Source organism: Rhodococcus wratislaviensis (assembly GCF_041228765.1).
Lineage (GTDB): Bacteria > Actinomycetota > Actinomycetes > Mycobacteriales > Mycobacteriaceae > Rhodococcus_F > Rhodococcus_F wratislaviensis.
In genome coordinates, this window is sequence record NZ_CP150488.1 from 1,082,560 (window position 1) to 1,106,437 (window position 23,878).

19 protein-coding genes are annotated in these 23,878 nt (G+C 65.3%); 5 read left to right on the forward strand and 14 right to left on the reverse strand.

What is annotated here, in order from left to right; all coding sequences use genetic code 11:
* Window positions 1-32 precede the first annotated feature (32 nt).
* The gene (locus WKC72_RS04880; protein ID WP_268788763.1) at window positions 33-500 is read left to right on the forward strand and encodes a maleylpyruvate isomerase N-terminal domain-containing protein; all 468 of its coding nucleotides are present in this window, start codon (window positions 33-35) and stop codon (window positions 498-500) included.
* 69 nt (window positions 501-569) lie between these two features.
* Here the strand turns inward: WKC72_RS04880 and WKC72_RS04885 are convergent, their stop codons facing one another.
* From WKC72_RS04885 to WKC72_RS04895, 3 genes are all read right to left on the reverse strand, one after another.
* The gene (locus tag WKC72_RS04885) at window positions 570-1,952 is read right to left on the reverse strand and encodes a cytosine permease (RefSeq protein ID WP_370181890.1); all 1,383 of its coding nucleotides are present in this window, start codon (window positions 1,950-1,952) and stop codon (window positions 570-572) included.
* A 300-nt stretch (window positions 1,953-2,252) separates the two neighbouring features.
* The gene (locus WKC72_RS04890; RefSeq protein ID WP_370181892.1) at window positions 2,253-4,223 is read right to left on the reverse strand and encodes a hydantoinase B/oxoprolinase family protein; all 1,971 of its coding nucleotides are present in this window, start codon (window positions 4,221-4,223) and stop codon (window positions 2,253-2,255) included.
* The gene (locus tag WKC72_RS04895) at window positions 4,220-6,286 is read right to left on the reverse strand and encodes a hydantoinase/oxoprolinase family protein (protein ID WP_370181893.1); all 2,067 of its coding nucleotides are present in this window, start codon (window positions 6,284-6,286) and stop codon (window positions 4,220-4,222) included. Before WKC72_RS04895 ends, WKC72_RS04890 begins: the two co-directional genes overlap by 4 nt.
* Before the next feature lie 121 nt (window positions 6,287-6,407).
* On the opposite strand from WKC72_RS04895, the gene WKC72_RS04900 reads away from it, so the two are divergent.
* Window positions 6,408-7,949, forward strand: coding sequence for a PucR family transcriptional regulator (locus WKC72_RS04900; protein WP_370181894.1), 1,542 nt, complete (start codon window positions 6,408-6,410; stop codon window positions 7,947-7,949).
* Between the two features lie 175 nt (window positions 7,950-8,124).
* On the forward strand, window positions 8,125-9,681 hold the full coding sequence (locus WKC72_RS04905; protein ID WP_370181895.1) for a PucR family transcriptional regulator: 1,557 nt from the start codon (window positions 8,125-8,127) through the stop codon (window positions 9,679-9,681).
* 45 nt (window positions 9,682-9,726) lie between these two features.
* On the opposite strand, the gene WKC72_RS04910 is transcribed toward WKC72_RS04905, so the two are convergent.
* The 8 genes from WKC72_RS04910 to WKC72_RS04945 are packed head-to-tail and all read right to left on the reverse strand — an operon-like array spanning window position 9,727 to window position 18,340.
* Window positions 9,727-11,232, reverse strand: coding sequence for an aldehyde dehydrogenase (locus WKC72_RS04910; RefSeq protein WP_370181896.1), 1,506 nt, complete (start codon window positions 11,230-11,232; stop codon window positions 9,727-9,729).
* Window position 11,233: 1 nt separating this feature from the next.
* Window positions 11,234-11,992 carry a gamma-glutamyl-gamma-aminobutyrate hydrolase family protein gene (locus tag WKC72_RS04915; RefSeq protein ID WP_052033023.1) on the reverse strand — a complete coding sequence of 253 codons (759 nt, stop codon included), beginning with the start codon at window positions 11,990-11,992 and terminating at the stop codon, window positions 11,234-11,236.
* Complete coding sequence (locus tag WKC72_RS04920; protein WP_037230257.1) at window positions 11,985-12,692, reverse strand: ABC transporter substrate-binding protein; 708 nt, start codon at window positions 12,690-12,692, stop codon at window positions 11,985-11,987. Before WKC72_RS04920 ends, WKC72_RS04915 begins: the two co-directional genes overlap by 8 nt.
* Window positions 12,689-14,056 (reverse strand): glutamine synthetase family protein, encoded by a 1,368-nt coding sequence (locus tag WKC72_RS04925; RefSeq protein WP_370181897.1) that lies wholly within the window; start codon window positions 14,054-14,056, stop codon window positions 12,689-12,691. Before WKC72_RS04925 ends, WKC72_RS04920 begins: the two co-directional genes overlap by 4 nt.
* Window positions 14,057-14,091: 35 nt before the next feature.
* Complete coding sequence (locus WKC72_RS04930; RefSeq protein ID WP_370181898.1) at window positions 14,092-15,360, reverse strand: NAD(P)/FAD-dependent oxidoreductase; 1,269 nt, start codon at window positions 15,358-15,360, stop codon at window positions 14,092-14,094.
* Between the two features lie 4 nt (window positions 15,361-15,364).
* Window positions 15,365-15,556, reverse strand: coding sequence for a ferredoxin (locus WKC72_RS04935; RefSeq protein WP_037230252.1), 192 nt, complete (start codon window positions 15,554-15,556; stop codon window positions 15,365-15,367).
* Window positions 15,557-15,600: 44 nt separating this feature from the next.
* Window positions 15,601-16,800, reverse strand: a complete 1,200-nt coding sequence (locus tag WKC72_RS04940) for a cytochrome P450 (RefSeq protein WP_370181899.1) — start codon at window positions 16,798-16,800, stop codon at window positions 15,601-15,603.
* Entirely contained in the window at window positions 16,790-18,340 is a 1,551-nt protein-coding gene (locus WKC72_RS04945; RefSeq protein WP_370181900.1) for an APC family permease, read from the reverse strand. The genes WKC72_RS04940 and WKC72_RS04945 overlap by 11 nt, the downstream gene beginning before the upstream one ends.
* A 162-nt stretch (window positions 18,341-18,502) precedes the next feature.
* Between WKC72_RS04945 and WKC72_RS04950 the strand changes: the two genes are divergently transcribed.
* Both WKC72_RS04950 and WKC72_RS04955 read left to right on the forward strand, forming a co-directional pair.
* The gene (locus WKC72_RS04950; protein ID WP_200887758.1) at window positions 18,503-19,255 is read left to right on the forward strand and encodes a FadR/GntR family transcriptional regulator; all 753 of its coding nucleotides are present in this window, start codon (window positions 18,503-18,505) and stop codon (window positions 19,253-19,255) included.
* On the forward strand, window positions 19,252-19,992 hold the full coding sequence (locus WKC72_RS04955; protein WP_370181901.1) for a cache domain-containing protein: 741 nt from the start codon (window positions 19,252-19,254) through the stop codon (window positions 19,990-19,992). Before WKC72_RS04950 ends, WKC72_RS04955 begins: the two co-directional genes overlap by 4 nt.
* 123 nt (window positions 19,993-20,115) lie before the next feature.
* On the opposite strand, the gene WKC72_RS04960 is transcribed toward WKC72_RS04955, so the two are convergent.
* Genes WKC72_RS04960 through gabT form a run of 3 tightly spaced genes read right to left on the reverse strand, consistent with a single transcriptional unit; the run spans window position 20,116 to window position 23,802 of the window.
* Window positions 20,116-20,949, reverse strand: a complete 834-nt coding sequence (locus WKC72_RS04960; protein ID WP_370181902.1) for a gamma-glutamyl-gamma-aminobutyrate hydrolase family protein — start codon at window positions 20,947-20,949, stop codon at window positions 20,116-20,118.
* A complete protein-coding gene (locus WKC72_RS04965; RefSeq protein WP_370181903.1) occupies window positions 20,946-22,412 on the reverse strand; it encodes an aldehyde dehydrogenase family protein in 1,467 nt (488 codons plus the stop codon). Before WKC72_RS04965 ends, WKC72_RS04960 begins: the two co-directional genes overlap by 4 nt.
* A 31-nt stretch (window positions 22,413-22,443) precedes the next feature.
* On the reverse strand, window positions 22,444-23,802 hold the full coding sequence (gene gabT / locus WKC72_RS04970; RefSeq protein WP_112299982.1) for a 4-aminobutyrate--2-oxoglutarate transaminase: 1,359 nt from the start codon (window positions 23,800-23,802) through the stop codon (window positions 22,444-22,446).
* Between the last annotated feature and the right edge of the window lie 76 nt (window positions 23,803-23,878).

The window sequence follows — 23,878 nt, forward strand, 5'->3', positions numbered from 1 at the left end:
CATCGACGGTACGCCCGCACTACCGTGCGGATGTGGATCTTTTCTCACGCTCGTGGTCGGCGTTGCGCACGGCGGTCGCCGAACTCCGGGACGAGGACTTCGCACAGCCGTCCGGCTGCACCGGGTGGCTCGTGCGGGATCTGGTGTGCCACCTGATCATCGACGCGCAGGACGTCCTGATCACCCTCGTGACCCCCGCCGACACGGAACCGACCCGCGACGAGGTCCTCATCGCAGGCGACTACCTCTCCGCCTACGTCTTGGAGTCGACGCTGCACCACCTCGACCTGATCGCCCACCTCCCAGGCGCCGCGGAACCACCCGCAGAGGGCCTCGCCCGTTCCCGCGACATGCTGGAGCAAATCGCCGGGATCGCGTTCCCCGCCTCGTTCTCCGACAAGGACGCACTGCTCGTCGGCACCGGGAGGCGGTCCCCGACCGACGCGGAAAAGGCCGAACTGGGCGAGTTGGCGACGAAACTCCCGCTCGTCGTCGGATGACTCGGATTACGCCTACCCGTGTATCCCTACCCCACGTAGGGATACACGGACCGCGCCGCGGATCGTGGATCAGACGGTCTGCGCTTCTTCAGGAGTTGGGTGGTTGCGGTCGTTCGTTGTGACTCCTTCCGCCTGTCGAATCGGGGTTCGGACCAGCCGGGAACACGACAACCAATACAAGCTCGCCGCGAATACCACCGTGACTATCGGTGCCAGCTGGGCAAGTACCGGGTACGTGGTTTGCACCGTCGCGGCGATGCCGATCGCGGAGGCAACGAGCCATGCCAAAGCTCCTGCCCCGACCCCGTTGCCAGTTGTCGCCTTACCGCCAGGACGGTGAAGCGCGATGTGCACCAGGGCTATCGCCACCCAGGCGGTGACCAATACACCCTGCCATGCAAGGGCTTTCAGTAGATAGCTGAGGACATCGGTGAGCATGAACAGGTAGGCGAGTATCCCGGCTGCGATAACCCATACCGCCCTCGGCGAGGCTATTCCCAGAGAGCGGTCGGCGAGGACTTGGAGGTTGCTCGAAGCGAGGTAGTAATTGGCGGTATTGATGCGGGTCTGTGAGATGAGAATCAGAACTACGCCGGCGAACCCGAGAGAGTTGATGACGGCCTTGACAACGCCGCTTTCACTGCCTGCGATTCCCCAGCAATCGAGGATGTAGATGCCGATCAGGCCGTTCACGCCGAAGGTGAAGAGGTAGAAGACCCAGCCGAAGGTGACCGTGCCATGAAACTTCGCGTCTCGAGGTTTGGCGAGGCGCGCGTAGTCGAAGGTGTACATCATCATGACCCAGACACCCATGTAGATCAGATACGAGGTCAGCCACCCTGGCAGCGGCCCGGTTGTCGGTGCGGAGTCGAGCCATCCGTGGGGGTAGCCCTGTTTGATGGTCGCCGCGGCGATCACCGCAATCAGCCCGATAACGTAGAAGGGCAGAAGGATACCGTTGATCTTGTCCAGCCAGGTCGCAACTCCGCCGAGGACGAGTGGAATCATGTAGATGACGCACACGAGATACCAGATGCGTAGGTCGCCGCCGAAATAGTCCTGCAGTGCTACGGCGACGATCGATCCTTCGAACACGCCGTAATACAGAGCGGTTGCCGCGAACACCAAGGGGGCGAGGATAGATCCGATGGAACCAAACATTCTGCGGGAGAGCGACTCTACCGAGAGTCCCGTTCGGGCTGCGTACCGGGACAGGATTCTGTTGACTATTCCGTAGGTGGCGATCGTCAGGGCCATTCCGGCAAGGGTGTTCGGCACTCCCACGGCGTCGGATGATGCGGATGCGATGTAGAGCCAGAACATCGCGCTGAACATCGCCCACCACGCCATGGTCAGCGACCATCGGGGCGCGCGTTGGGATTCGGGGATTGCGAATTCGTCGGCGGTGGGACTGCAGTCAGGGGTCGGGGTGGCGATGTCGCGTTCGGACATGGTGATTCTCTCTGTGAGAGCGAGTGGTCAGGCGATGCAGGGGCGGTGCGACTCGATGTTGTGGGGAGGCACGTGGGACCGACGCGATGGCCTTCTGATCGCGCACCGGCCGGACACGTAGTTGAGAGCGCTTGTTCTTGCCTCCCCGTACGGGTCCGATTCCGTTGGATAGAAACGCTATCTGTCGACGATGGGCCCGAAAACATAGTGGTCTGGGTCGGCTGATGCAGTGGTAAGCGGGGGCTGCCCGGTGGGATCGCAACCTTGGCGAGGTGCGGAAGACCTCGCCAAGGTTGCGGTTCAGGTCCAGTGCTGCGCTGCGCGAGTCTGGAGGAGGGAACGGAACTGGGTTGTGGTGGTGGGGAGGAGTTCACCCGTTCCCCAGTCGACGATGACGCCGTATCTGCGGACGAGATCGAGCATGTCGAGTTCGCCGTTACGGTAGCGCTCGGCAACTTCTTCGGGGTCGGTGGTGAGCCACCCGCGGCGCGATTCGCGAATGCTCTGACGAAGCTGTCTCGTCTTTCCGTCGTTCACGACGAAATGGTCGATCTCCGGGTCGATCGCATCGATGACGACTCCGTAGTCGAGTGCGGCACGCTCGAGGGAGACATAGCCGTCGATGACGTCCTCGACAACTTCGGTGGGATCTCTGTCGAGTGGGTCGCCGTATCCGCCGCCGCCCGCGGAGGGACGTTCGAACGAGTCACCGGCCTGGATTGTGACATTGGAGAAGACGGAGCCGAGGAACTGTTCGTCCGGTGTGCCCCGGTTGAGCCAGACGCCGTGTGGAATGGAGGGGAGTCCGCCCTCGATTCCCCATGTCAGCGATCGGGCGCGGTCGCAGCAGTACGACATCACCGTGTTGTCACAGTCCGTCAGGACGCCGCCCTTGGTGAGCCCGCACCCTCCGCGGTGGGTACCCGGACCGCCGGAATCGGTGATAATGGCGTGCTCGCTGGTCAGGACCGGCGTGAGCCGTTCCTGACCTTCGCAGGGCTGCACAGCCAACCCGACGCCGAAGACCGGGGCCGTCGCGGTCGCACCATCTTTGGTGCTCCGTCCTCCCCACCCACCGGCCATCCAGTCGTACCACATGAAGAACGGGTGCTGAGCGTCCCGGGCATCCCGTCCGCCGATAAGCAGGTATTCGAGGTTGAACGAGCAGGCGATGGCCCGCTCGGGAACGATTTTCGACCACAGCTCGAAGATGGCGTTCATGATCTTCTCGTAAGGCCCGGAACAGAATCCGGTCACCGCATGCGGCCACCCTGCGTTGACCACGGTGCCTTCCGGGCCCAGCTCTGTGGTGATGGCATTGTAGAGACCCGAGTTGAGTGGAACATCGGGGAAGAATGTCTTGGTTCCTGCGACGATCCCGGAGAAGGCCGTGCCGTATCCGCAGTTGAGGAAGCTGGCGACCGCGGGGGCGCTGCCGCTCAGGTCGTAGCTGAGTTGATCACCCTTGATGGTCAACGATACCCGGATCGGCACCAGGCCTTCCGGTTTGGCGGGATCGGAGTCGAGGTAGTCCTCGGTGGTCCAGGTGCCGTCGGGTAGGGCCGCGACGCGTTGACGCACAATGCGTTCGACGTAGTCCTGAACCTCTTGCATGGCGGCGGTGACGGTTTCGCGACCGTACTTGTCGACCAGTCGGTGGAGCTCGCGTTCGCAGACTCCCGTGGCTTCTGCCTGGGCGTGCAGGTCGCCCATGCTGATCTCCGGCGACCTGGTGTTCGCGACGAGCAGTTTCGCGACATCGGCGAGGAACCGGCCTTCGTGCCACAGCCGTACCGGCGTAATGCGCAGCCCCTCGGCGAAGTGTTCGGTGGCTGTCACGTCGAATGATCCGGGTACGCTCCCGCCGATGTCGGCCCAGTGACCCTTGTTCTGCGCGAAGGCGATCAGCGTGCCGTCGGCGAAGATGGGCCTGATGAAGCTGACGTCGTTGAGGTGGGTTCCGCCGCGGTACGGGTCGTTGATCGCGAAGACATCGCCCGGGTTGATGTCTTCGCCGAACTCCTCGATGACTGCCTTGCATTGGAAGTGCAGCGTGCCCACGTGGACGGCGATGTCCTGGCTGCCCTGCATCACGGTGTTGCCGTCGGCGTCGCACAGCGCGGAGGAGAAGTCGCGGGAGTAGATGACGAACGAGTAGCACGTGCGGAGGATCTGCTCGGACATCAAGTCGACGGACGTGACGAAGGCGTTCTTGAGTACCTCGAATGTCACGGGGTCGAGCGTGCGGTCGAGCGTCGATGAGGTGGTCACTTGGTCTCCTGCAGGATGTTGATGCGAATGTTGTCCCACTCGTCGATCACGGCCGTCGTTCCCGGCGGCACTACGGTGGTGGAATCCAGCTGTGAGATGATCGCGGGCCCCTCGATCTCGGTGCCGAAACGCAGATCGTCGCGGTTGTACACCGGAGCCGCGACTCGCCGGCCGAGTTCGTCGAAGTAGACAGACCGGTGTCCGGTGGCGGCAGGCATTTCAGTGGACGGCACGCTCGCCTGGGGGAACTGCGGCTTCGGTGTGGTGCCGATCGCGCGGAGTCCGATCTGGTAGATCTCGACGGGCGTGTCGTCCCGCCGGAACGAGTAATCCCGCTCATGCTCCTCGTGGAACCGTTCGACAGCCTCGGTCAGGAATCCTGCGCCGGTACCTGCCGAGACGGTCAACGATCGCCACTGCCCGGAGTAGCGCATGCTGATGCTCCGGTCGAGCACCATCCTGTCGGCGGGTACACCTTCGTGCTCGAGCCGCTCGAGTCCTTCACGTTCGAGTCGGACGAACTCGCGCTCGAGCGCCGCCGTGTCGATGTCGGCGACGAGTCCCTGGAACATCGCGGACAGGTCGTGGCGGATGTCGACGAGCAGACAACCCTGCGCTGAGGTGATTCCCGGGTGTGGGGGCACGACGACGGTGGGGATGTTCAGTTCCTTGGCCAGGGCCGCTCCGTGCAGGGCACCGGCACCGCCACAGACGACGAGGACGAAGTCGCGGGGGTCGTAGCCGCGGCGGATCGACAACAGTCGCACCGCGTCGGCCATGTTGGCGTTGGCAACTTGGATGATGTTGCTGGCGGCAGTGTCGGTGTCGAGTTCGAGCCGGTCGGCGATGACGCGGCGGATTGCCTTCTCGGCGGCATCGACATCGAGGTTCAGCCCGCCGCCGATCAACGACGAGCCGAGGCGGCCGAGCGCGAGATTGGCGTCGGTGTTGGTCGGTTCGACACCGCCCCACCCGTAGCAGGCAGGTCCGGGGTCCGCACCGGCGGAGGTCGGACCGTTGCGCAGCGAGCCGGCTTCGTCGATCCAGGCGAGTGACCCGCCGCCTGCACCGATGGTCAGCACTTCGATGCTCGGGAACGAGATCGGGAAACCGTACTCGACCTGCCACTGCTTCGTCGTCCGGATCTCGCCGTCGTAGACGAGAGAGATATCGGTGCTGGTTCCGCCCATGTCGAGGCCGATGGCATTGGGGTATCCACATCGGTTGGCGATGTCCGCGACAGCGATGGCCCCGGCCGCGATGCCCGACGCAGCCAGTCGGACGGGATAACGCTCAACCATCGCCGGCGTCATCGAGCCCCCGCCGGAGTGTAGGAGCAGCAGGTCGCCGTCGTATCCGTCTGCCCGGAGTTGTTCCTCGAGCCGGTTGACATAGCCGCTGACCAAGGGGGCGAGCACGGCGTTGGCGACAGTCGTCGAGGCACGGTCGTACTCGAAGATCTCTGGGAGGATTTCGCTGGAGGTGGAGACGCTGACGCCGGGAAGTTCCTCTTCGAGGATTGCCCGCATGCGCAGCTCATGGGCGGAGTTGACGTATGAGTTCAGAAAGCAGATCGCAACGGTCTGGATCTGCTTGCGGCGCAGCAGCCGCGCAACTTCGCGCGCGCCGGCTTCGTCGAGCGGGGTGATGATCTCGCCCGCATAGTCGATCCGTTCGGTGACCTCGTACCGGTCGCGACGACGGATGTAAGGGGTACCCACATCGGAGTAGGCGTCCCACAGTTCGTCCTTCGTCCCGTCTCGAATCTCGAGGACGTCTCGGAACCCGCGGGTCGTGACCAGTGCTGCTTGTGGGAAGTTCCTGGTGATGAGCGCATTGGTCGCGACCGTCGTTCCGTGGGAGAAGAGGGCGACGTCAGCCAGGTCGATTCCGGCGCTGCGGACACCCTCGACGACGGCCTCCATGGGGTCGTGCGGTGTCGACGGGACCTTGGCCACGCGGGTGGTCGACGCTCGTGAGTCGAAGATGCAGACGTCGGTGAAGGTACCGCCGACGTCGACGGCGACTCGAAGATTGCGTTCGGGGGGTGTGATCACGGTCATACTCCTGCGTTCGGGTTCGCCCAGTATCTGCCCAGGCAAACAGCGCAAACAATTGGAGAAAACGAAATCTTGTTCCCTATTCTTTGGACTTGTTAACATCTTCGGGTGAGGTGTTTCGAACGTGGAAACTGAGTATTTCCGCCTGGTCGACCTGCTGCTCGAACAGGACCTCGGCTTGACTCTCGAGAGCGACGGCGACCCGAACGTGCAGCTCGTCAGCGCGCACCCCATCGAGATCGAGGCGCCGGCCCGGTGGTTGGAACCCCGCACCCTGATGCTCACGACCGGGACTCGCTTCGTTGGGCAGGAGAAGGCGTCCCTCGCCCAGCGTCAACTTGTCCGCGAACTGGTCGATGCCGGCGTCTCTGCTCTCGGCTACGGCGTGGGAGTAGTCACCGACACCGTGCCGCGCGCCCTCATCGACGAAGCGAACCGTCACCACTTCGCAGTGATCTCCGTACCCGCCCAGGTGCGGTTCATGGACGTCGTGTCCCGAGTGGCGGCAGCGGCGAAGACGACGGACTCGATGCTGCTCCGACGGACCCTGCAAATGCAGAATCATCTGCTCGAAGCGATGGCATCTCCCGCCCCCGAAGCAGACCTCGTCGCGCGCCTGGCTGCACTACTGCGCAGCAGCGTCGTGCTCTACAGCGAGGTAGGAGACGTTGTCGCATCTGCAGGCGAGGCACCTCTGCATCTGATCCGCGCTCAGTTGAGAGGACGTACCGGCCGATTACGATTCCGGGTAGGTCGATGGGCCGTCAGTGCCTACTCGATCGCCCCCGGCGGCCAGAACTACTGGTTCGCAGTTGCCTCCAAACGCCACGAAGTACCCGACCCATTGGCCGCTCCCGCAGTCGAGGTGGCGCTGCGATTGCTCAATACGATCGAACGCTCGCGATACCGCGCCACCACCGAGAACCGGGCCATACGAGCCGCTCTCGTTCGGACCCTCGCTTCCGGCGAGATACCCGATCTCGACTCCGTCATCGACCGACTGGAAATGCTGCGGTTCGGCAGGCAAGCAGACCTGCGCATGGTGTCATTGACCGCAGCGAATACCTACGACGACGGCCGATGGACACTCCGCTCGGATACCCTGCTCGACGCTCTCGAACAGGATGTAGTGGACCTTGCCCACGACTCGCGCCTGCCGCTGCTCCTGGCGCAGGTCGACCGCGAACTGCTCGGGATCGTGCCGGCCACCAGCAGCTCAGTCGACACGTGGATCCAAAACCTCCAAGACGGAGTGGCCTGCGGGTTCAGCGGACCCTTCACCGACCTTCGCACCGGTCGAGAACGGGTCCGTGATGCACAGTGCGCACGGCGGGCAGCGACCCGCAGCGGCTCCACCGCCACGCGATTCGAGGATGTCGGAATCAGCGACTGGCTGTTAGCGGGCCGCGCCACCGCACCCACCTCACGTAAAGCGGCCCACCAGTTGGCACCCCTCATCGACGAACATCCAGACCTTCTGGACTTCCTACGCCAGTACTTCGCGAACGACCTCGACGTCTCCGCGACGGCCACACAGTGCGCCCTCCACCCGAACACCGTGCGCTACCGGATCAAGAAAATCGAGGACATCCTGCGCACATCGCTCCGCTCGCCGGCGGTGATCACAGAGATCCACCTCAGCCTCGAATGTCTGACACCGGACTAGCGGCAGCGTGGGAACACCGACACCCAGGACACCGGCTGTGATCGCCCGAGCCGCCTGGGCGAGTTCACCGCTCGCCCGTGAATCCGCCTGAGTCCGCCACATTCCCAGCGCATAGAATGACGGCGAGCAGGGGGCCGGGTATTGCTCGTTTCCTGGTAGGCGGGAGAGTGTCACCGTGGCGATCACCGTTCGCAGACTGACTCAGCGCCGTGACCTCGGCCTTTCGATCGTCGCGGGCCTCGAGGGCGCCGACCGTGTGATCGACTGGGCCCACGCCATCGAACTCGCCGACCCGACGCCGTGGCTCGCCGGCGGCGAACTGGTCATGACGACCGGACTCCAAATCGGAACCGAAGCAGACGAACAGTTCGAGTACGTCGCCGGGCTCGTGCAAGCGGGTACCGTCGCGCTCGCGTTCGACACCGGCACCACCTTCGATCGAGTCCCCGACGGCATCCGAAGCGCAGGCGACGAATTGGGTCTACCGATTCTTGCAGTACCCGCGTCGACGCCATTCATTGCCATCACCCGCGCGGTCATCGACGAACTGACAGCCGACCAGGTCCGCGGCGTTCAGCGCGTCGTCGACCAACAGGAGAACTTCGCCCGAGCAACACTGCGTGGCGGAATTCCCGCAGTGATCTCGGCGCTCGGCCGGGCCCTCTCGTCGACCGTTGCCGTGATCGACACCGACGACCGCGTCCTCGCCGTCCACGGACCGGACTCGGCGCGCGTCATTCGCCTTGCCCGTCGGATGGCGGATTCGGCTCGCTCGCGGTCTGGTCGGCGCCAGACCAGCAAGGTCGTCGCCGACGACGAAGGGTACTGCACGATTCAGAGCGTCTCGGCGGCCCAGGAACAACACGGTTACCTCGCAGTCAGCTCGACTGAGCCCCTCCCGTCCTCGGATCGCCTGTTGGTCGCTCACGCGGTGTCGCTGGTCTCGATCGAATTGGGCAAACCTGCCAAAGTGGTTGATACGGAGCAGCGCCTGCGTGCAGCCGTGACCCAGGCACTACTCAGCCTCGGCGACGATCTCGATGTGAGCTTGCTCAGGTACTTCGGTTTCGACGCCGACTCTCGCATCGCCGCAATCGTGCTCACGAATGTCGGGCCCCTCCTGGCCGCCGAGCGGCAGACCGCGGCGGCACTCGCCGGGCATGCAACTCCGTACCTCATGACCCCAACAGCGAACGAGCTCACGATCATCGTCCCAGCCGAACGCTCCTTGGAGATCGGATCGCAACTACAACAACAGGTTAGCGCTCAACTACAGCGGACGCTCGGAGGCGGCCTCGGTTTGCCCGCTCCGATCGTTGCTGCCGCGCTCAGTGTCAGGCAGGCGACCGCAGCGATGCGAGCCGGCCGGTCACGGACGGGGCAGCTCGTCAACTTCGCGGACCTCGGAACCTTCTCCCTCCTGCTCGGCAGCCAAAGCGCTGAGGAACTACACACGTTGGAGCAATCGATGCTCGGCGCGTTGGATGTATACGACGCGACCCATCCTGCATCAAGCAGTTTGGTTGCCACACTGACCGCGTTTCTCGAACACAACGGGCAGACGGAAGTTGCAGCAGCGACGCTCGGCATTCATCGCCACACCATGCGTAACCGTCTGAACAAAGTAGTGGAGCTGACGGGCCGAGACATCAACTCCGCCCATGTCCGCGCCGAGCTGTGGATCGCGGTCAAGGCACGGGAATTGCTCGGCACGATCCAGGAGGCGCCCTGAATCCGAGTTCGCAAGGGACCCTTCCCGCTACCGGAAAGGGTCCCTTTACAGCTTCATCCAGGTGCTCTTGAGCGTGGTGTACTTCTCGAGCGCATGGAGCGACTTGTCGTGCGCTCCGAACCCGGACTGCTTGTACCCGCCGAACGGCACGGTGATATCGCTACCGTCGTAGTTGTTGACCCACACCGTTCCCGCGCGCAGGGCACGCGCGACGAGGTGGGCGTTCGACAGACTGTCGGTCCACACCGCGGCGGCGAGACCGTAGTGGGTGCCGTTGGCGATCCGCACGCCCTCGTCGATGTCGTCGAACGTGAGAATGGACAGTACGGGGCCGAAGACCTCCTCCTGGGCGATCGTCATCTCCGGGGTGACGTCGTCGAAGATCGTCGGTTCCACGAAGTACCCGCCAGAGTCGATCCGTGCCTGCGAGCCACCGGCGAGGGTGGTTGCACCTTCGTCGGTTGCCGCTGCGATGTAGCCGACGACGCGGTTCAAGTGTTTCTCCTCCACGAGCGCGCCGACGGAAGTGTCCGGATCGAGGGGGTCACCGACCTTCATCCTGGCAGTGGCCCGCAGCAGGTGTTCCACGAGTTCATCCTTGCGTGAACGGTGCACCACCAGACGCGAACCGGCCGAACAGACTTCACCCTGGTTGAAGAAGATGCCACTCGCGACGGATGTTGCGATGCTCTCGAGTCCGGTGGCGTCCGCGAGGACGAGCTGAGCGCTCTTCCCGCCGAGCTCGAGCGAGACCTCCTTCAAGTTGGAATCGGCGGAGGCGCGAAGCAGAGTCCGCCCGACCGGGCCCGATCCGGTGAAGGTGATGGCATCGACGTCGTTGTGAAGTCCCAGTGCGGCGCCTGCGGTGGCACCGAACCCCGGAACCACGTTGAGGACACCGGCGGGCAGGCCGGCCTCCGCGGCGAGTTCTGCGAGCTTCAGCGCTGTCAACGAGGACGCCTCCGCCGGCTTGAGAACTACGCTGTTGCCGACCGCGAGGGCGGGGGCGAGTTTCCAGGCCGCGAGCATCAGCGGAAAGTTCCACGGCACAATCGCCGCGACCACACCGTACGGCTCGCGGGTGATGGTCGCGAAGGTGGTGTCGTCGGTCGGCGCCACCTCGTCGTAGCGCTTGTCGATGGCCTCGGCATAGAAGTCGAAGCACTGCACCGTTACTCGCACGTCGACTGCCCGAGCATCCCCGACGGGTTTGCCCATGTCCAAGGCTTCGAGAAGAGCGAGCTCGTCGGCATGCTCCTCGATCAGCCGCGCGAGGGCCTGTAGCACCCGGCGGCGTTCACGGGGATGCTGCTTGGCCCAGCGACCGTCTTCGAAAGCGGCGCGAGCGGACTGGACGGCGCGGTCGATGTCTTCGCGGTCGCCTTCGGCGATGGTGGTCAGTACCCGGCCGTCGCGGGGTGAGATGCAGTCGAAGCGCCTGCCTGCGAGGGCGGGAACGAATGTGCCGTCGATGAAGACATCGTTCCGGGGTGACAGTCGCCGAGCTGTCTCGAGCAGGCGGTCCACCTCGCTGGGCACGGTTGCGGTCATGTCAGTACTCCTTCGTTCGGACGAGGTCCCGCCCGAGTTCGTCGCGTCGCGCCCGGGCGAGCCGAGCGCGCTCGACCGTGGCGTCGAACAGTGCTTGCTGGTGCGGTGCGGTGTCCGCGTCGTCCTCGGGGTGCCACTGCACGCCGAGCATCGGGGAGCTGTCGTGCTCGAGCACCTCGACGCACCCGTCCCCGGCACGGCCGGCCACCCGCAGTCCCGCGCCGAGTCGGTCGACGGCTTGGTGATGGTACGAGGAGACCTCGAACACGCGGCCGCCCATCGCCTGTGCGACCGCGGAGCCGGATTCCATCCGGACGGGGTGCATACATTCGCGGTGCCGGATGTGGCTGTCGGGAACGTGCTGCACCAGGGTGCCGCCGAGCGCCACGTTGACGACCTGCATGCCGCGGCAGATCGCGAGGAAGGGCAGTCCCAGGTCGATCACCGCCCGCGCCGTATTCAGGTCGAACTCGTCCTGCACGGGGTCCGATGCCTCCGTGCGGGAGTCACGTTCGGCCCCGTAGGTAGCGGGGTCCAGGTCGGCGCCGCCGGGCAGAACGATGCCGTCGAAGATCGTCAGCCGGCGCGCGACGTTGCCCGGTCCGGGCGGCACGATGACCGGTTCTCCCCCGGCCCGGAAGATGGCTTCGAGGATCTTGTCGGCAGCCACGGTTCCGGAGCGTCGCAGACCGCTGATCGAGGCGGCGCGGATGCCGGGTACGGCGATCAGTGGCCGGCCCTGGCCGTCGGTCTCACTCATCGGCGGTGAGGGGGAAGGGCAGGTCCGGCATCCACCGCTTCCACTCGGCCTCGAGGGATCCGTCGGCGATGACCTTGTTCAAGGCTGCGTCCATGCTGATGCGGAGGGTGTCGTTGCCCTTCGCGACCGAGACACCCCACCGGTTCCGGGTGGCAACGGTGAAGGCGACGGCCAGGTCGGACTGCTCCCCGAGCGGCACGATGGCGACATCGTCGTCGACCACGGCGTCAATTTCTCCATCGCGCAGTGCCTGCACCATGTCGCCGAGGACGTCGTCGGTAGCACCGTCGAACGGCACCGTCGTCACGCCGTCGAAGGTCTCCGCGAGTGCGAGGTTCGTGCTGCCGACGATGGCGCCGACCCGCTTGCCCCTCAGGTCGTCCGCGGCGTTGATTCCGCTGTCCGCGAGGACGAGAACCGATTCGTCGAAGATTGCGTAGGGGCGGGTGAAGTCGACCAGTTCCGCGCGCGAAGGGGTGATGCCCTGACCGCACCAGATGGCGTCACCGCGGCCATCCTGCACGGCGGGAACCATGTCGCTCCAGGACGTCACGACCCAGCGGACGGTCTTGCCGAGGACATCGGCAACGAGTTCGGCCGCGGAGGGCTCGTATCCGACCCGCGTTCCGTCGGGGGCCGCCTTGTCGAACAGCGGCGGTGCGGGCAGGTCGACGCAGATCAGTTTCAGTTCGTTGCTCACAGGAACTCCAGGTACATGTCGCGGTCGAAGTCGGTCACGGCGCCGCATGCGCGGGCCCATTCGTCGAATTTCAGAGCCGAGTACTGGTCGGCGAGCTCGGGGGCAAGACTGCCGCGAATGACGGTGTTGTCGTTGAAGGCCTGCACCGCGTCCCCGAGGGTCAGCGGCAACGTCTCGTAGGTGTCGTCGCCGTAGCTGCTGCCGATCTGCGGATCCCCGGGATCGGTGGCGTTGTCGATGCCGTGTTTGATCGCGGCGAGCAGCACGGTGTGGGAGAGGTAGGGGTTGACGCTGGCGTCGGGGATCTTGTACTCGAGACGTCCGACGGCGGAGAGTCGGACAGTGCACGTCTTGTTGTCCATACCCCAGTTGACGGCGGTGGGGGCGAATTGTCCGCCGTCCCAGAATCGCTTGTAGGAGTTGACTGTCGAGGCCATGATCGCGATCGATCCGGGTGCGTGGTCGAGCATGCCGCCGAGCGCGTGCTGGCCGATCTTGCTCAGGTGGAGTTCGCGGCGGCCCGGCTCTTCGAGGACGTTCTCGTCGCCGTCCCACAGGCTGACGTTGTGGTGGCAGCCGTTGCCCATGGAGCCGGTAACGGGCTTGGGCATGAAGCTGGCGATGACACCGTGCTCCTTGGCGACCTGGTGGCAAATTTGCCGGTAGGTGATCAGGCGATCGGCGGTGGCGGTGCAGCGGTCGAATTGCCAGTTCAGTTCGAGCTGCCCGGGGTCTTCGTAGTCTCCTTCGATCATGTCGAATCCGAGGGCGTGGGCGTAGGTCATGACCTTTTGGTAGATCGGGCGCATCAGCTCGAGGTTCGCGGTCTGGTATGCGGCGCTGCCACCCGGGCGGACCTTGACGTCCATGCTCGCGCCGAGCCAGCTCATCTCGGGTTCGCAGCCGCTCTTGAGTTCGAGGCCGGTGTCGGCCTTGAACTGGCTGTGTGCCCGAATGAGTGTGCTGCGCGTGTCGGTGGCGAGGTATTCGCCACCGATGTCAGGGATGTGGTCGGGCTCGTAGGTGGTGCAGAAGAACCGCGCGACCGTGGTGTCCCAGGGAAGCACCGCGAAGGTGTCCAGGTCGGGGATGGCGGTGAACTCGGCCGCGTCGACACCACCTCCGAGCAGCTGTCCGGTGCGGTCGGTGTGCAGATCGACCATGGCGGTGCGGTGGAACTGCACGCCCTTGACGAGGTTGCGGCGAAGGTGCCGGGCGGGGACGACCTTGGCGACGGTTCGCCCGGTGAGGGTCACGACCTGGTAGTAGATGTATTCGACTCCGGTGGAGTCGATTTGGTTCTGGATGTCTGCGATACGGGCATCCGAAGAATTGAGTTCCCGGTGCTGATCCAATGAGGTCATCGGATATCTCCTTGTGGTGTGGGTAGGTCGCGGGGTCAAGAAGTGAGGACTGCGGCGCGCGAGGTTTCGATGGCGTCGCGGTATTTCCGGGCCGACGCGGGTGCGGGCGAGATCATGACGACCCCGACCAGCTGACTCCCGCGGTAGTAACCGACGACGGTGCCGTCCAGTGCGGACGGGTCGTCGTCGATCGGGTTCGACAGGTCCCCCTCGAGTACCGAGACGTGGTCGGCGTCGCCCGGTGAGCCGTAGCCCTGCAGTCGTAGCCCGAACTGATCACTCCAGAACGACGGCAGCGGTGAGAACACGGTGGTGTCCTCGCCGGCACCGTTCAGGTGGTGGATCAGCGAGACCGCGGCTCGCTTGGCGGTATCGGTGGGGATGCACCAGTGTTCGATTCGGCGCGGGATGTTCCCGGTGGCCGGATCGGGGAACCGGGCGATGTCGCCGACTGCGACGACGTCGGGCCGCGATTCGACGCGCAGGTGGTTGTCGCACAGGACACCGTTTCCGAGGTCGAGGCCGTTACCGTCGAGCCATTCGACGTTGGGGTGGGAGCCGACCGATTCGATCAGCACGTCGGCGTCGAGTCGGGTGCCATCGGACAGGATCACTGCGGACAGCCGGCCGGAATCATCGCCGCTGGCGACCGCCCGTTCGACGGATACCCCGGTGTGGACGTGCACGCCGAATGCTTCATGCACTCGCCGTAGTGCGTTGCCGAATTCCTCGCCGAGGGGCCGGATCATCGGGACGGCCAGCGGCTCGACGATGTTCACCTCGCACCCGAGTGTGCTTGCGGTGGAAGCGGTTTCGCATCCGATGAATCCGCCGCCGACGACAACGACCCGGTTTCCCGGCTCGAGTTCCCCGCGTAACCCGATGGCGTCGTCGAGGGTACGAATGACATGCCGGCCGGACTTCGGTCCCGGCAGGTCCAGGCGCCGGGGGCGCAGGCCGGTCGCCACGACCAACCCGTCGTAGTGCAGTACCTCGCCGTCGGCGAGGGTGACAGTCTTGGAGTCGAGGTCACTCGACACCGCGGGTGTTCCGAGTTTCCATTGCACATCCGCGATGCTCTTACGTTGGCGGAAGGCGACCGAGGAGTGCCAGTGGTCGAGGGTGGAGTTCTGTTCGTCGCGTTCGGCGGCGAGCACGTCCTTCGACAGGGGCGGGCGGTTGTACGGCATGTGCTGTTCGTCGCCGACGATGGTGATGATTCCGTCGAATTTGTTGGCGATCAGCTGTTCGGCTGCGCGGAGACCGCCCATCGATCCACCGACGATGACAACGTGCGAAGGCATCGGTTCAGCTCTCGTCGAGGAAGATCGCTTGGACGGGGCAGACGTCGGCTGCTTCCTCTACCTCGTCGCGTTGGGAATCCTCCGGATGCTTGTCGTAGACGAGCTTGCCGTCGTCATCCATCTGGAAGACCCTGGGTGACGCGATGGCGCACTGTCCGTGGTCCTGGCACATTCCGTAGTCGACGCGAACGTCCATTTCTATTACCTCTCTTACCGATAAAGTACTGATGGTGTTGGGTGTCAACCGCGTTCGAACGCGATCGGCAGGAAGATCGGGCCGGTGTTGCCGCTGAGCGGCAGCCAGGTGGCGATGCCGTCGATGGTCGGGTTCTTCAACCGCTGGGCGAGGAGTGGAAGGGCTTCGCTCATGTCGCTGCGGGCGACGAAGTGTCCGAGGCAGTGATGTGCGCCGCCACCGAAACCGAAGTGCGGCGGTCGCTGAGCAGTCAGATCGAAGGGCTCACCGTCGATCACCCGCGGGTCGGTGCCGGCTGATTCGGACAACAGGTGGATGGTGGTGCCGGCCTTGATCTCGACGCCCTGGTACTCGAAGTCCTCGAGTGCTTCGCGTGTCACCCACGTGACGGTCGGGTTGACGCGCATGACCTCTTCCACCGCCGCCTTGCCCAGTTCGGGGCGTTCCCCGAGCAGCGTCCACTGGTCGGGATACTTCATGAACGTTTGCAGGGCCAGGCCCAGCTGGTTGCGGGTGGTGTCCATCCCGCCGAAGATCAGCAGGACCAGCGACACGCGCAGCTCGTCGTGGCTGAGATGTTCACCGTCACGTTCGGCCAGAACGAGCCGGCTGACGAAGTCGTCTCCCGGATTCTTGCGCCGGTCGGCGATCAGTTCGTCGGCATACTCGTAGAGCCCTTCGAGCGCGGCCTCGACCTTGGCGAGGTCCTGCTTCAGTGTGACGCCCAAGGCCAGGCCGATGTCGTTGGACCACGCGGCGATCTTCTTCCATTCCCCCTCGGGGATACCGAGCATGATCGCGATGACGCGGGCTGCGTACGGTTCGGCGAACTCGGAGGCGAAGTCGCATCGGCCGCGGTCGTAGAACCCGTCGATCAGCTCGTTCGCGAGGGCTTGGAACCTGGGGACCAGGCCACCGATCAGTTTCGGCGAGAAGGCGGGGTTCATCAGTCGACGCAGGCGATGGTGGTCGTCGCCTTCGAGGTTGAGCAGCGCGCTCGTCCACCAGTGCGCGAACGGCCCGTCGTGGACTCCGTTGTGCGCCGGCCATGCCCAGCTTCCCTGCCGCAGGCGACGGTCTTTCATCAGCTTGCCGACCTCGTCGTACCGCAGGACGGCGAGTCCGTAGCTGGTGTGGGCGTACCAGCTGGCCTCGCGCGCCTGGCGGACGGCATCGGATTGCACCGAGAAGGTGGGATCGGCCAGGTTCAGAAACGGCGCCTGGGTCAGTTGATCAGTGGACATCGGTTGCTCCTGCGGGTTCGGGCTGCGGTTCGACAGAAGCCGCGTGGGTGGGGTTGGGGCGCTGGGGGATCGCGTCGCCGAAGGGTGCGGTCCCGTTGCTGTGGGAGCGGGCGAGTGCCATGTAGAGCAGGCCGGATCCGATGACCGCGGCGCACAGCAGGGCGACGATGTAGTTGTCGTACCAGACGGCGTCAGGGGTGCGCGGCCAGCTGATGTTGACGATGGCGGCGACGCCGTAGACCAGTGCGCCGATGTTGATCGGCATCGCCCACTTTCCGAGCTGGTATTTCCCGTTCGGGATCCAGCCCTTGACGCGGGCACGCAGCGCGGCGAAGACCACCATCTGGAAGGCGATGTAGATGCCGATGGCGCCGAAGCTGATCAGCTTGGTCAGGGCGTCGGTGGACACGGCCGACCCGATGATCAAGATTCCGGGGACGACGGCGGCGAACAGCAGCGCGTACGGCGGGACGGCGCGGTGGTGGTCGAACTTCGACCAGAGTCGGCTGCCGACGATCATTCCGTCACGGGCATAGGAGTAGATCAGTCGGCTCGCCGCCGCCTGCAGGCTCAGGGCACAGGAGACGAACGAGATCAGCACGACGACGATGACGATCTTCGAGCCCACCGGACCGAACGCGTCGCTGAGGACGGTCGCGACCGGATCAGGGTCTTCGCCGCTGATGACGGCACCGAAGTCGACGACCGACAGAATCAGGCTCAGGCACACGAAGGTTGCCGCGGCGCCGCCGATGTAGATGGTGCGGCGCATGGACTTCGGGATCTGGATGCCGGGATTCTTGACTTCCTCGGCGACGTCGCCGCAGGCCTCGAAACCGTAGTACTGGAAGACACCGATCAGGCTGGCGGCGAGGAACGCATACAGGAAGCTGTGCGAGCCCTGCGCCCCGAAACTGTCGAAGAGAACTCCCAGTCCGTGATGACGCTCGGCGACCAGCAACCAGATTCCGACGACGAGTGCGCCGAGCAACTCGGCCCCGAAACCGAAGATCGCGGCATAGCCCAGGACCTTTGTGCCGCCGAAGTTGATGACCGTGGCCAGGATCAGCACCGCGAGAGCGCAGGCGATGGTGGTGGTCACCGAGGGGGTGAACCCGACCACGGTGGCGACGAACGGGCCCGCGCCGTAGGCGACGCCGGCGATCGTGGCGAGCAGGGCGAAGAGGTACACCCACCCCGTCATCCACGCCCACTTTCGGCCCCACAAGCGGCGGGCCCAGGGGTACACGCCACCGGCGACCGGGAACTGTGCGACGACCTCGCTGAAAACCAGGGCTACGAGGAACTGGCCGACACCGGCGATCAGCAGGCTCCAGATCATCGGAGGTCCGGCAGCGACCAGCGCGATCGCGAAGACGGTGTAGATACCGACAACAGGGGACAGGTAGGTGAAACCGAGGGAGAAGTTCGCCCACAGGCTCATGTCTCGTTTGAACTCGGACTCGAAGCCGAGAGCGGCCAGTTGGGCGTCGTCGTCGGAAATGGCGTCGTCAGGACGCTGAAGAGGTATCTGGGACACGGGTCTCGTTCTTTCGTCGGGAGGTACCGCGGGGCCGTGAGAATCGAATGTCCGGTTTGTGGGGCCGGTCACATCCGTCGCTTAAACATATACAGTGATAGTTCATAGTTCAAGGTGTCAGCGTTACGATCTTGTGTAGCTCTACGACCTCAGGGGGTACCGGTGCCGATCGACCAGCTCGGAGGCTTGACTGCGCTCGGCGCTGTTCTCGCCCCGCTCGATGGCGGCGGCCCCCGGACCGATGCGGTCGTCCAGCGCATTTCCGCAGCTATCGGGCTCGGCGTGATGGTCGACGGCGAGCAGCTGCCGCCAGAACTGGACCTCGCCGGCCAACTCGGGGTTTCCACGGTGACCCTGCGTGAGGCGCTGGCGGTGCTCCGCAACGAGGGGCTGGTGTACACCAAGCGTGGGCGCGGCGGTGGCAGTTTCGTCAAGGCGTCGGCCGACGTCGTCCAGAGCAATTCGCTGACCAGGCTGCAGCAGCTGAGCGTGGAGGAACTGCGGGACATCGGCGACGAACACTTCGCGGTCTCCGGCGCAGCCGCCGCCCTGGCGGCCCGCCGCAGCCTGGCCGCCGATGTGACCCGGTTGCGGGCGCTGGTGACCAGGATGCGGGAGACCGCCGACCCTTTCGAGTGCCGACGCGCCGACAGCCGCTTCCACATCGAGGTCGCCGTGAGCTCGCAGTCGTCGCGGTTGACCCGAACCGAGGTCAGCCTGCAAGCTGAGTTGTCGGCAATGATCTGGCTTCCGCAGGTAGCGGTCGATCCAGCCGAGGAAGCCGGCACCCACCACGCTCTGGTGGATGCGATCGAAGCCGAGAATCCCGATCTGGCACGGGAACTGGCAGAATCGCACAGCGTTGCCCACGTTCGCCGCCTGATCAAATTACGTATGGAGCTGAGGAACGAATGAGTCCTGTCGATGACTCTCGGCCGCAGGCAGCCGTCGACTCGGTCGCGGAAGCGACGACGGACCTCGTCGAGGTGATCTACGGTTCCCTCGCCTCGATCGGCGATGCGTTGACCGAGTTGTGGGCCAGGTTGCAGGCCGACGGAACGACACCGCGGTCCACCGACCTCGAGTCGCTCAAGGGCAGCGTGGTCGGCGAACTCGAATCACGCGGGCCGCTGTTCAACGGCGCAGGAGTCGTCATGGCCGACGGCAGCCTCGCCGATCGGCAGCATTACCTCGAATGGTGGCGCGCCGACGGGGGCGACCGTCCCGATTCGCAGCGGCTGGTCCTCGACCTCAATCCCCGTAGCGAGTACTACTACGACTATTCCGACATGGAATGGTTCGTGATACCGCGGGATCGGAACGAGAAGTGGGTCTATGGGCCATATCTCGATTACACCGGTGTCGACCTGTACGTGTGCACCTTCGCTGTTCCGGTCAGGCTCGGCGACGGAACCTTCCTCGGTGTTGCCGGCGCCGATGTCCCCGTGTCGAGTATCGAATCGAGGCTGTGGCCGCAACTTCGTCGCGCGGGGTCCGGTCTGGTCCTCGTCAATGCTGACGGACGGGTCATCGTGGGTAACGATCCGGAGTACATCACCGGTTCCAAGGTCGCTTCCGTGGCCCGGTCGGGCGAAGCGGTGCCGGTGCGGGCAACTCCCTGGTCGCTGGTGCCGCTTCGGGACGCGGAGTAGAACTCCTCCTGGATGAAAACTAGTGCTGCACGGCACGTTCGGTAGGTCGGGGCGGCGTGAGGGCCGGGCGTGCTGATCGAGCTCGCCCGGCCCCTACCAGGGATCCAGTTGTACTGGACTTCCTTACACCGCGGGTGTGGTCCGTTGTCCGCGTTTCGCCGCAGCATGCGCCGTTGAATGCTCGACGAACGCGCCGAACAGGGCCCTCCGGTCCTCCTCCGACCCGTCGGTGTCCTCCGGATGCCACTGCACACCCACGATCCATGTGCTCTCGTGCTCGACTGCCTCGACGACACCGTCCACACCGCGGGCTGTCACCCTCAGTCCCTCGCCGACCTCGCCGACCGCCTGGTGATGCCCGTTGCGGACGATCACCCGCGATCGTGACAGGATCTGCGCGAGGCGTGAATCTTCGACCACGACGACCGGGTCGTCGAGGAACATCGGCTCCCCGTCACCGCCCCGGTGGGGGTTGTTCTCCCCCAGATCCGGGATCAGCGTTCCACCGCAGGCGAGGTTGATCATCTGGGAGCCGCGGCAGATGCCGAGCATCGGCGCCCCGAACTCGAGCCCGAGATCGATCGCGGCGAGTGTGCGTTCGTCGGTTCCGCGGTCGACCCCGTAGAGATTGTCGACGAACCCGGTGTGCCCGTAGAGGGTGGGGTCGACATCTCCCCCACCGAGCAGCATCACCCCGTCGGTCTCCTCGTCGATGGTGAACGGGGCGTCCCGGGAGATGTCGATGACGTTGACCCGGGCTCCCAGCTCCACCAGCGTGGCCAGCGCCGAGCCGGTGAAGCGCACGATGAGGTCCCGGGTCTCGGTCGTCAGGCCGGGAAAGTTCAGGGGCGCCACGACGGCGATCAGCGGGCCGCTTCCGTGGCTGCCGCCGTCCGGGAGAACGTCCTCGAGCATGACCGGTTCGATGACCGTGCCGTCGAGTGCGCCGGGGCTCATATCGTCGACTGTCCGCCGCGCAGGTACACCGTGGTGGTGTGGGTGAAGAACTCCCGCGCCGAGCGGCCCTGCTCCTTCGGACCGTATCCGCTCTTCTTCGCGCCGCCGAACGGCACGTGGGGGTCGGCGCCGGCGGATTCGGAGTTGATGTGCAGGATGCCGACATCGATGTCGTCGATGGCATCGAGGGTGCGCGTGAGGTCCTGGGTGAAGATGGCGGCAGAGAGACCGAATTCGCTGTCGTTCGCCAGGGCGAAAGCTTCGCCGGCGCTGCCTACTCGCCGGGCCGCCAGTACCGGGCCGAACAGTTCGTCACGCCAGACATCAGGCAATTGCGACGGCAGCTCGAGGATGGTCGGCGGCACGAAATACCCTGTTGCCAAGGCGCCCTCGGAGTATTCGTGGCCGCCGGCGACGGGCAGCGCCCCCTGCTCGATCGCGCGATCGATGCCCGCCCGGATCGAGGCGCGGGCGGCGGCGTCGACCACCGGTCCCATCTCCGTGCCGTCCTGAACGGGGTTACCGACGTTCAGTGCGTCGGCGCGCTTGCCGAGTTCGGCGAGGAAGTCCTCGGCGATGTCGTCGGTGACGATCAGCCGAGAGGTCGCGGTGCACTTCTGCCCCGTCGAGCGGAAGGCACCGAACATCACCTGCTCGGCGGCCAGCTCGAGGTCGGCGTCGCCGAGGACGACCGCCGCGTTCTTTCCGCCCATCTCCGCCTGCACCGGAACACCGCGGGCGGCACCGGCCGCGGCGATCCTACGGCCGACACCGGTGGAGCCGGTGAACGTGATCGCGTCGATGCCGGGGTGCTCGACGAGACCGTTGCCGACGGTCCGGTCACCGATCACCAGGTTCAGCACGCCGTCAGGCAGGCCCGCGTCGGTGAGGGCCTGCGCCAGGCGCATCGCCAGGAGCGGAACGGTGCCGGCCGGCTTCCAGACCACGGTGTTGCCGTAGGTCAGGGCCGGGGCGATCTTCCACGCCGGGATGGCGATCGGGAAGTTGAAGGGCGTGATCACACCGACCACGCCAATGGGTTTGCGGGTGACCAGGATGCGTTCACCGCGGCGCGGCGAGGAGAAGACCTCGCCTGCGTCGCGGTCGGCGTCGTTGCCGTAGTAGCGCAGGATCTGGGCCGCGCGCAGTACTTCGCCTATGCCTTCGGGTTTGGTCTTGCCTTCTTCGCGGGCGAGTTCGGTGCCCCAGTCCTGGGCTGCGCTCTCCACGATTCCCGCGGCACGCACGAGGATCGCGCCCCGCTCGTGCGCGGGAGTGCGCGCCCACTCTCGCCTGACCCGTCGGGCCGCCGTGACGGCCCCGTCGAGTGCCGCGGTGTCTGCCAGTCGTCCCTGGGCAACGACGACGTCCGGCTCGGCCGGACTGGTGCTGACGACGGTATCGCCGGCGCCGTCGAGCCATTGTCCGTCGACGAGATGGTGCAGTTGCGCGGGTGTGGTCATGAGAGGGTCGTCCTTCTTCGGGTGTGGGGTACTACAGAGCGGCGAAGGCTTCCCGAAGGACCGAGAAGCCTTCCATGAGGAGTTCGTCCGAGATCGACAGTGGGGGAAGGAAACGCAGGACGTTGCCGAAGGTGCCCGCGGTCAGGGTGAGCAGACCGTGGGCGAGGCAGAAGCGGTTGATCTCGGCGACGGCCTCGCGATTGGGGGTCTTCGTGCCGGGCTGGACGAGTTCGATCGCCACCATGGCACCGCGACCCCGGACATCGCCGATGATGTCGGTGTGGGCGGCGATGTCGCGCAGTTCGCGGAACATGAGGTCGCCGATGGCCTGCGCCCGCGCGAGCAGGTTCTCCTCTTCGATGGTGTCGAAGACACCGAGAGCGGCCTCGCAGGCGGCGGGGTTGCCGCTGTAGGTGCCGCCGATGCCGCCGGCGTGCGCGGTGTCCATGATGTCGGCGCGCCCGGTGACCGCGGCGAGCGGCATACCGCCGGCCAGCCCCTTCGCGGTCACGATCAGGTCCGGCACGATGCCTTCGTGCTCGGAGGCGAACCAGTTGCCGGTGCGGGCGATGCCGGCCTGCACCTCGTCGGCGACGAACAGGATTCCGCGGTCCCGGCAGAAGTCGGCGATGCGGCGCAGGAAACCGTCGGCGGGGACGATGAATCCGCCCTCGCCCTGAATGGGTTCGACCACGACGCAGGCCACGGCGTCGGCGCCGATCTGCGAATCCACCAGCATCTCGAACTGGGCGAACGCTTCGTCGGCCGCGTTCTCGGCGCCGCTCGGCCACCGGTAGGGGTAGGCCATCGGTGCGCGGTACACCTCGGGTGCGAAGGGACCGAAGGTGCTCTTGTACGGCTGGTTCTTCGCCGTCATCGTCATGGTCATCAGCGTGCGCCCGTGGAAGGCGTGGTCGAAGGTGACGACCGCGGGCCGGCCGGTGGCCGCCCGCGCGTACTTGACGGCGTTCTCCACCGCCTCGCTGCCGGTGTTGAACAGCGCCGTGCGCTTCTCGTGATCACCGGGGGTGAGCCGGTTGAGCGCCTCGGCCACCTCGATGTACGGCTCGTACGGGGTGGCGAGGAAACAGGTGTGCGTGTACTTCGCCAGCTGGCGGGAAGCCCGCTCGACCACACGCGGTGCAGCGTTGCCGACGGTGGTCACGGCGATACCGCTACCGAAGTCGATGAACGAGTTGCCGTCGACGTCGACGAGGACTCCGCCACCGGCGGCCGCGGTGTAGATGTTCGCGCCGCTGGTCAAGCCTGCGGGGAGGGCGGCACTACGGCGGGCTGCCAGTTCCCGGGAGCGGGGTCCGGGTACCTCGGTGACGATGCGGCGTACCTGCTCGAGCTGCGGTCCGCCGACGGGTGTGTGCACAGCAGTCATGTCGTGTCCTCCAGTCGGTTTACCGAGACTGTATGGGCGAAGTCGCCCAGCAGGACATGGCCGAGCTGTACATTTC

Coding starts and splice junctions, on each gene's coding strand:
- WKC72_RS04885 (WP_370181890.1), bottom strand. CDS start 1,952: ATGTCCGAACGCGACATCGCCACCCCGACCCCTGACTGCAGTCCCACC.
- WKC72_RS04895 (WP_370181893.1), bottom strand. CDS start 6,286: ATGACCGTGATCACACCCCCCGAACGCAATCTTCGAGTCGCCGTCGAC.
- WKC72_RS04910 (WP_370181896.1), bottom strand. CDS start 11,232: ATGACCGCAACCGTGCCCAGCGAGGTGGACCGCCTGCTCGAGACAGCT.
- WKC72_RS04915 (WP_052033023.1), bottom strand. CDS start 11,992: ATGAGTGAGACCGACGGCCAGGGCCGGCCACTGATCGCCGTACCCGGC.
- WKC72_RS04925 (WP_370181897.1), bottom strand. CDS start 14,056: ATGACCTCATTGGATCAGCACCGGGAACTCAATTCTTCGGATGCCCGT.
- WKC72_RS04930 (WP_370181898.1), bottom strand. CDS start 15,360: ATGCCTTCGCACGTTGTCATCGTCGGTGGATCGATGGGCGGTCTCCGC.
- WKC72_RS04935 (WP_037230252.1), bottom strand. CDS start 15,556: ATGGACGTTCGCGTCGACTACGGAATGTGCCAGGACCACGGACAGTGC.
- WKC72_RS04940 (WP_370181899.1), bottom strand. CDS start 16,800: ATGTCCACTGATCAACTGACCCAGGCGCCGTTTCTGAACCTGGCCGAT.
- WKC72_RS04955 (WP_370181901.1), top strand. CDS start 19,252: ATGAGTCCTGTCGATGACTCTCGGCCGCAGGCAGCCGTCGACTCGGTC.
- WKC72_RS04960 (WP_370181902.1), bottom strand. CDS start 20,949: ATGAGCCCCGGCGCACTCGACGGCACGGTCATCGAACCGGTCATGCTC.
- WKC72_RS04965 (WP_370181903.1), bottom strand. CDS start 22,412: ATGACCACACCCGCGCAACTGCACCATCTCGTCGACGGACAATGGCTC.
- gabT (WP_112299982.1), bottom strand. CDS start 23,802: ATGACTGCTGTGCACACACCCGTCGGCGGACCGCAGCTCGAGCAGGTA.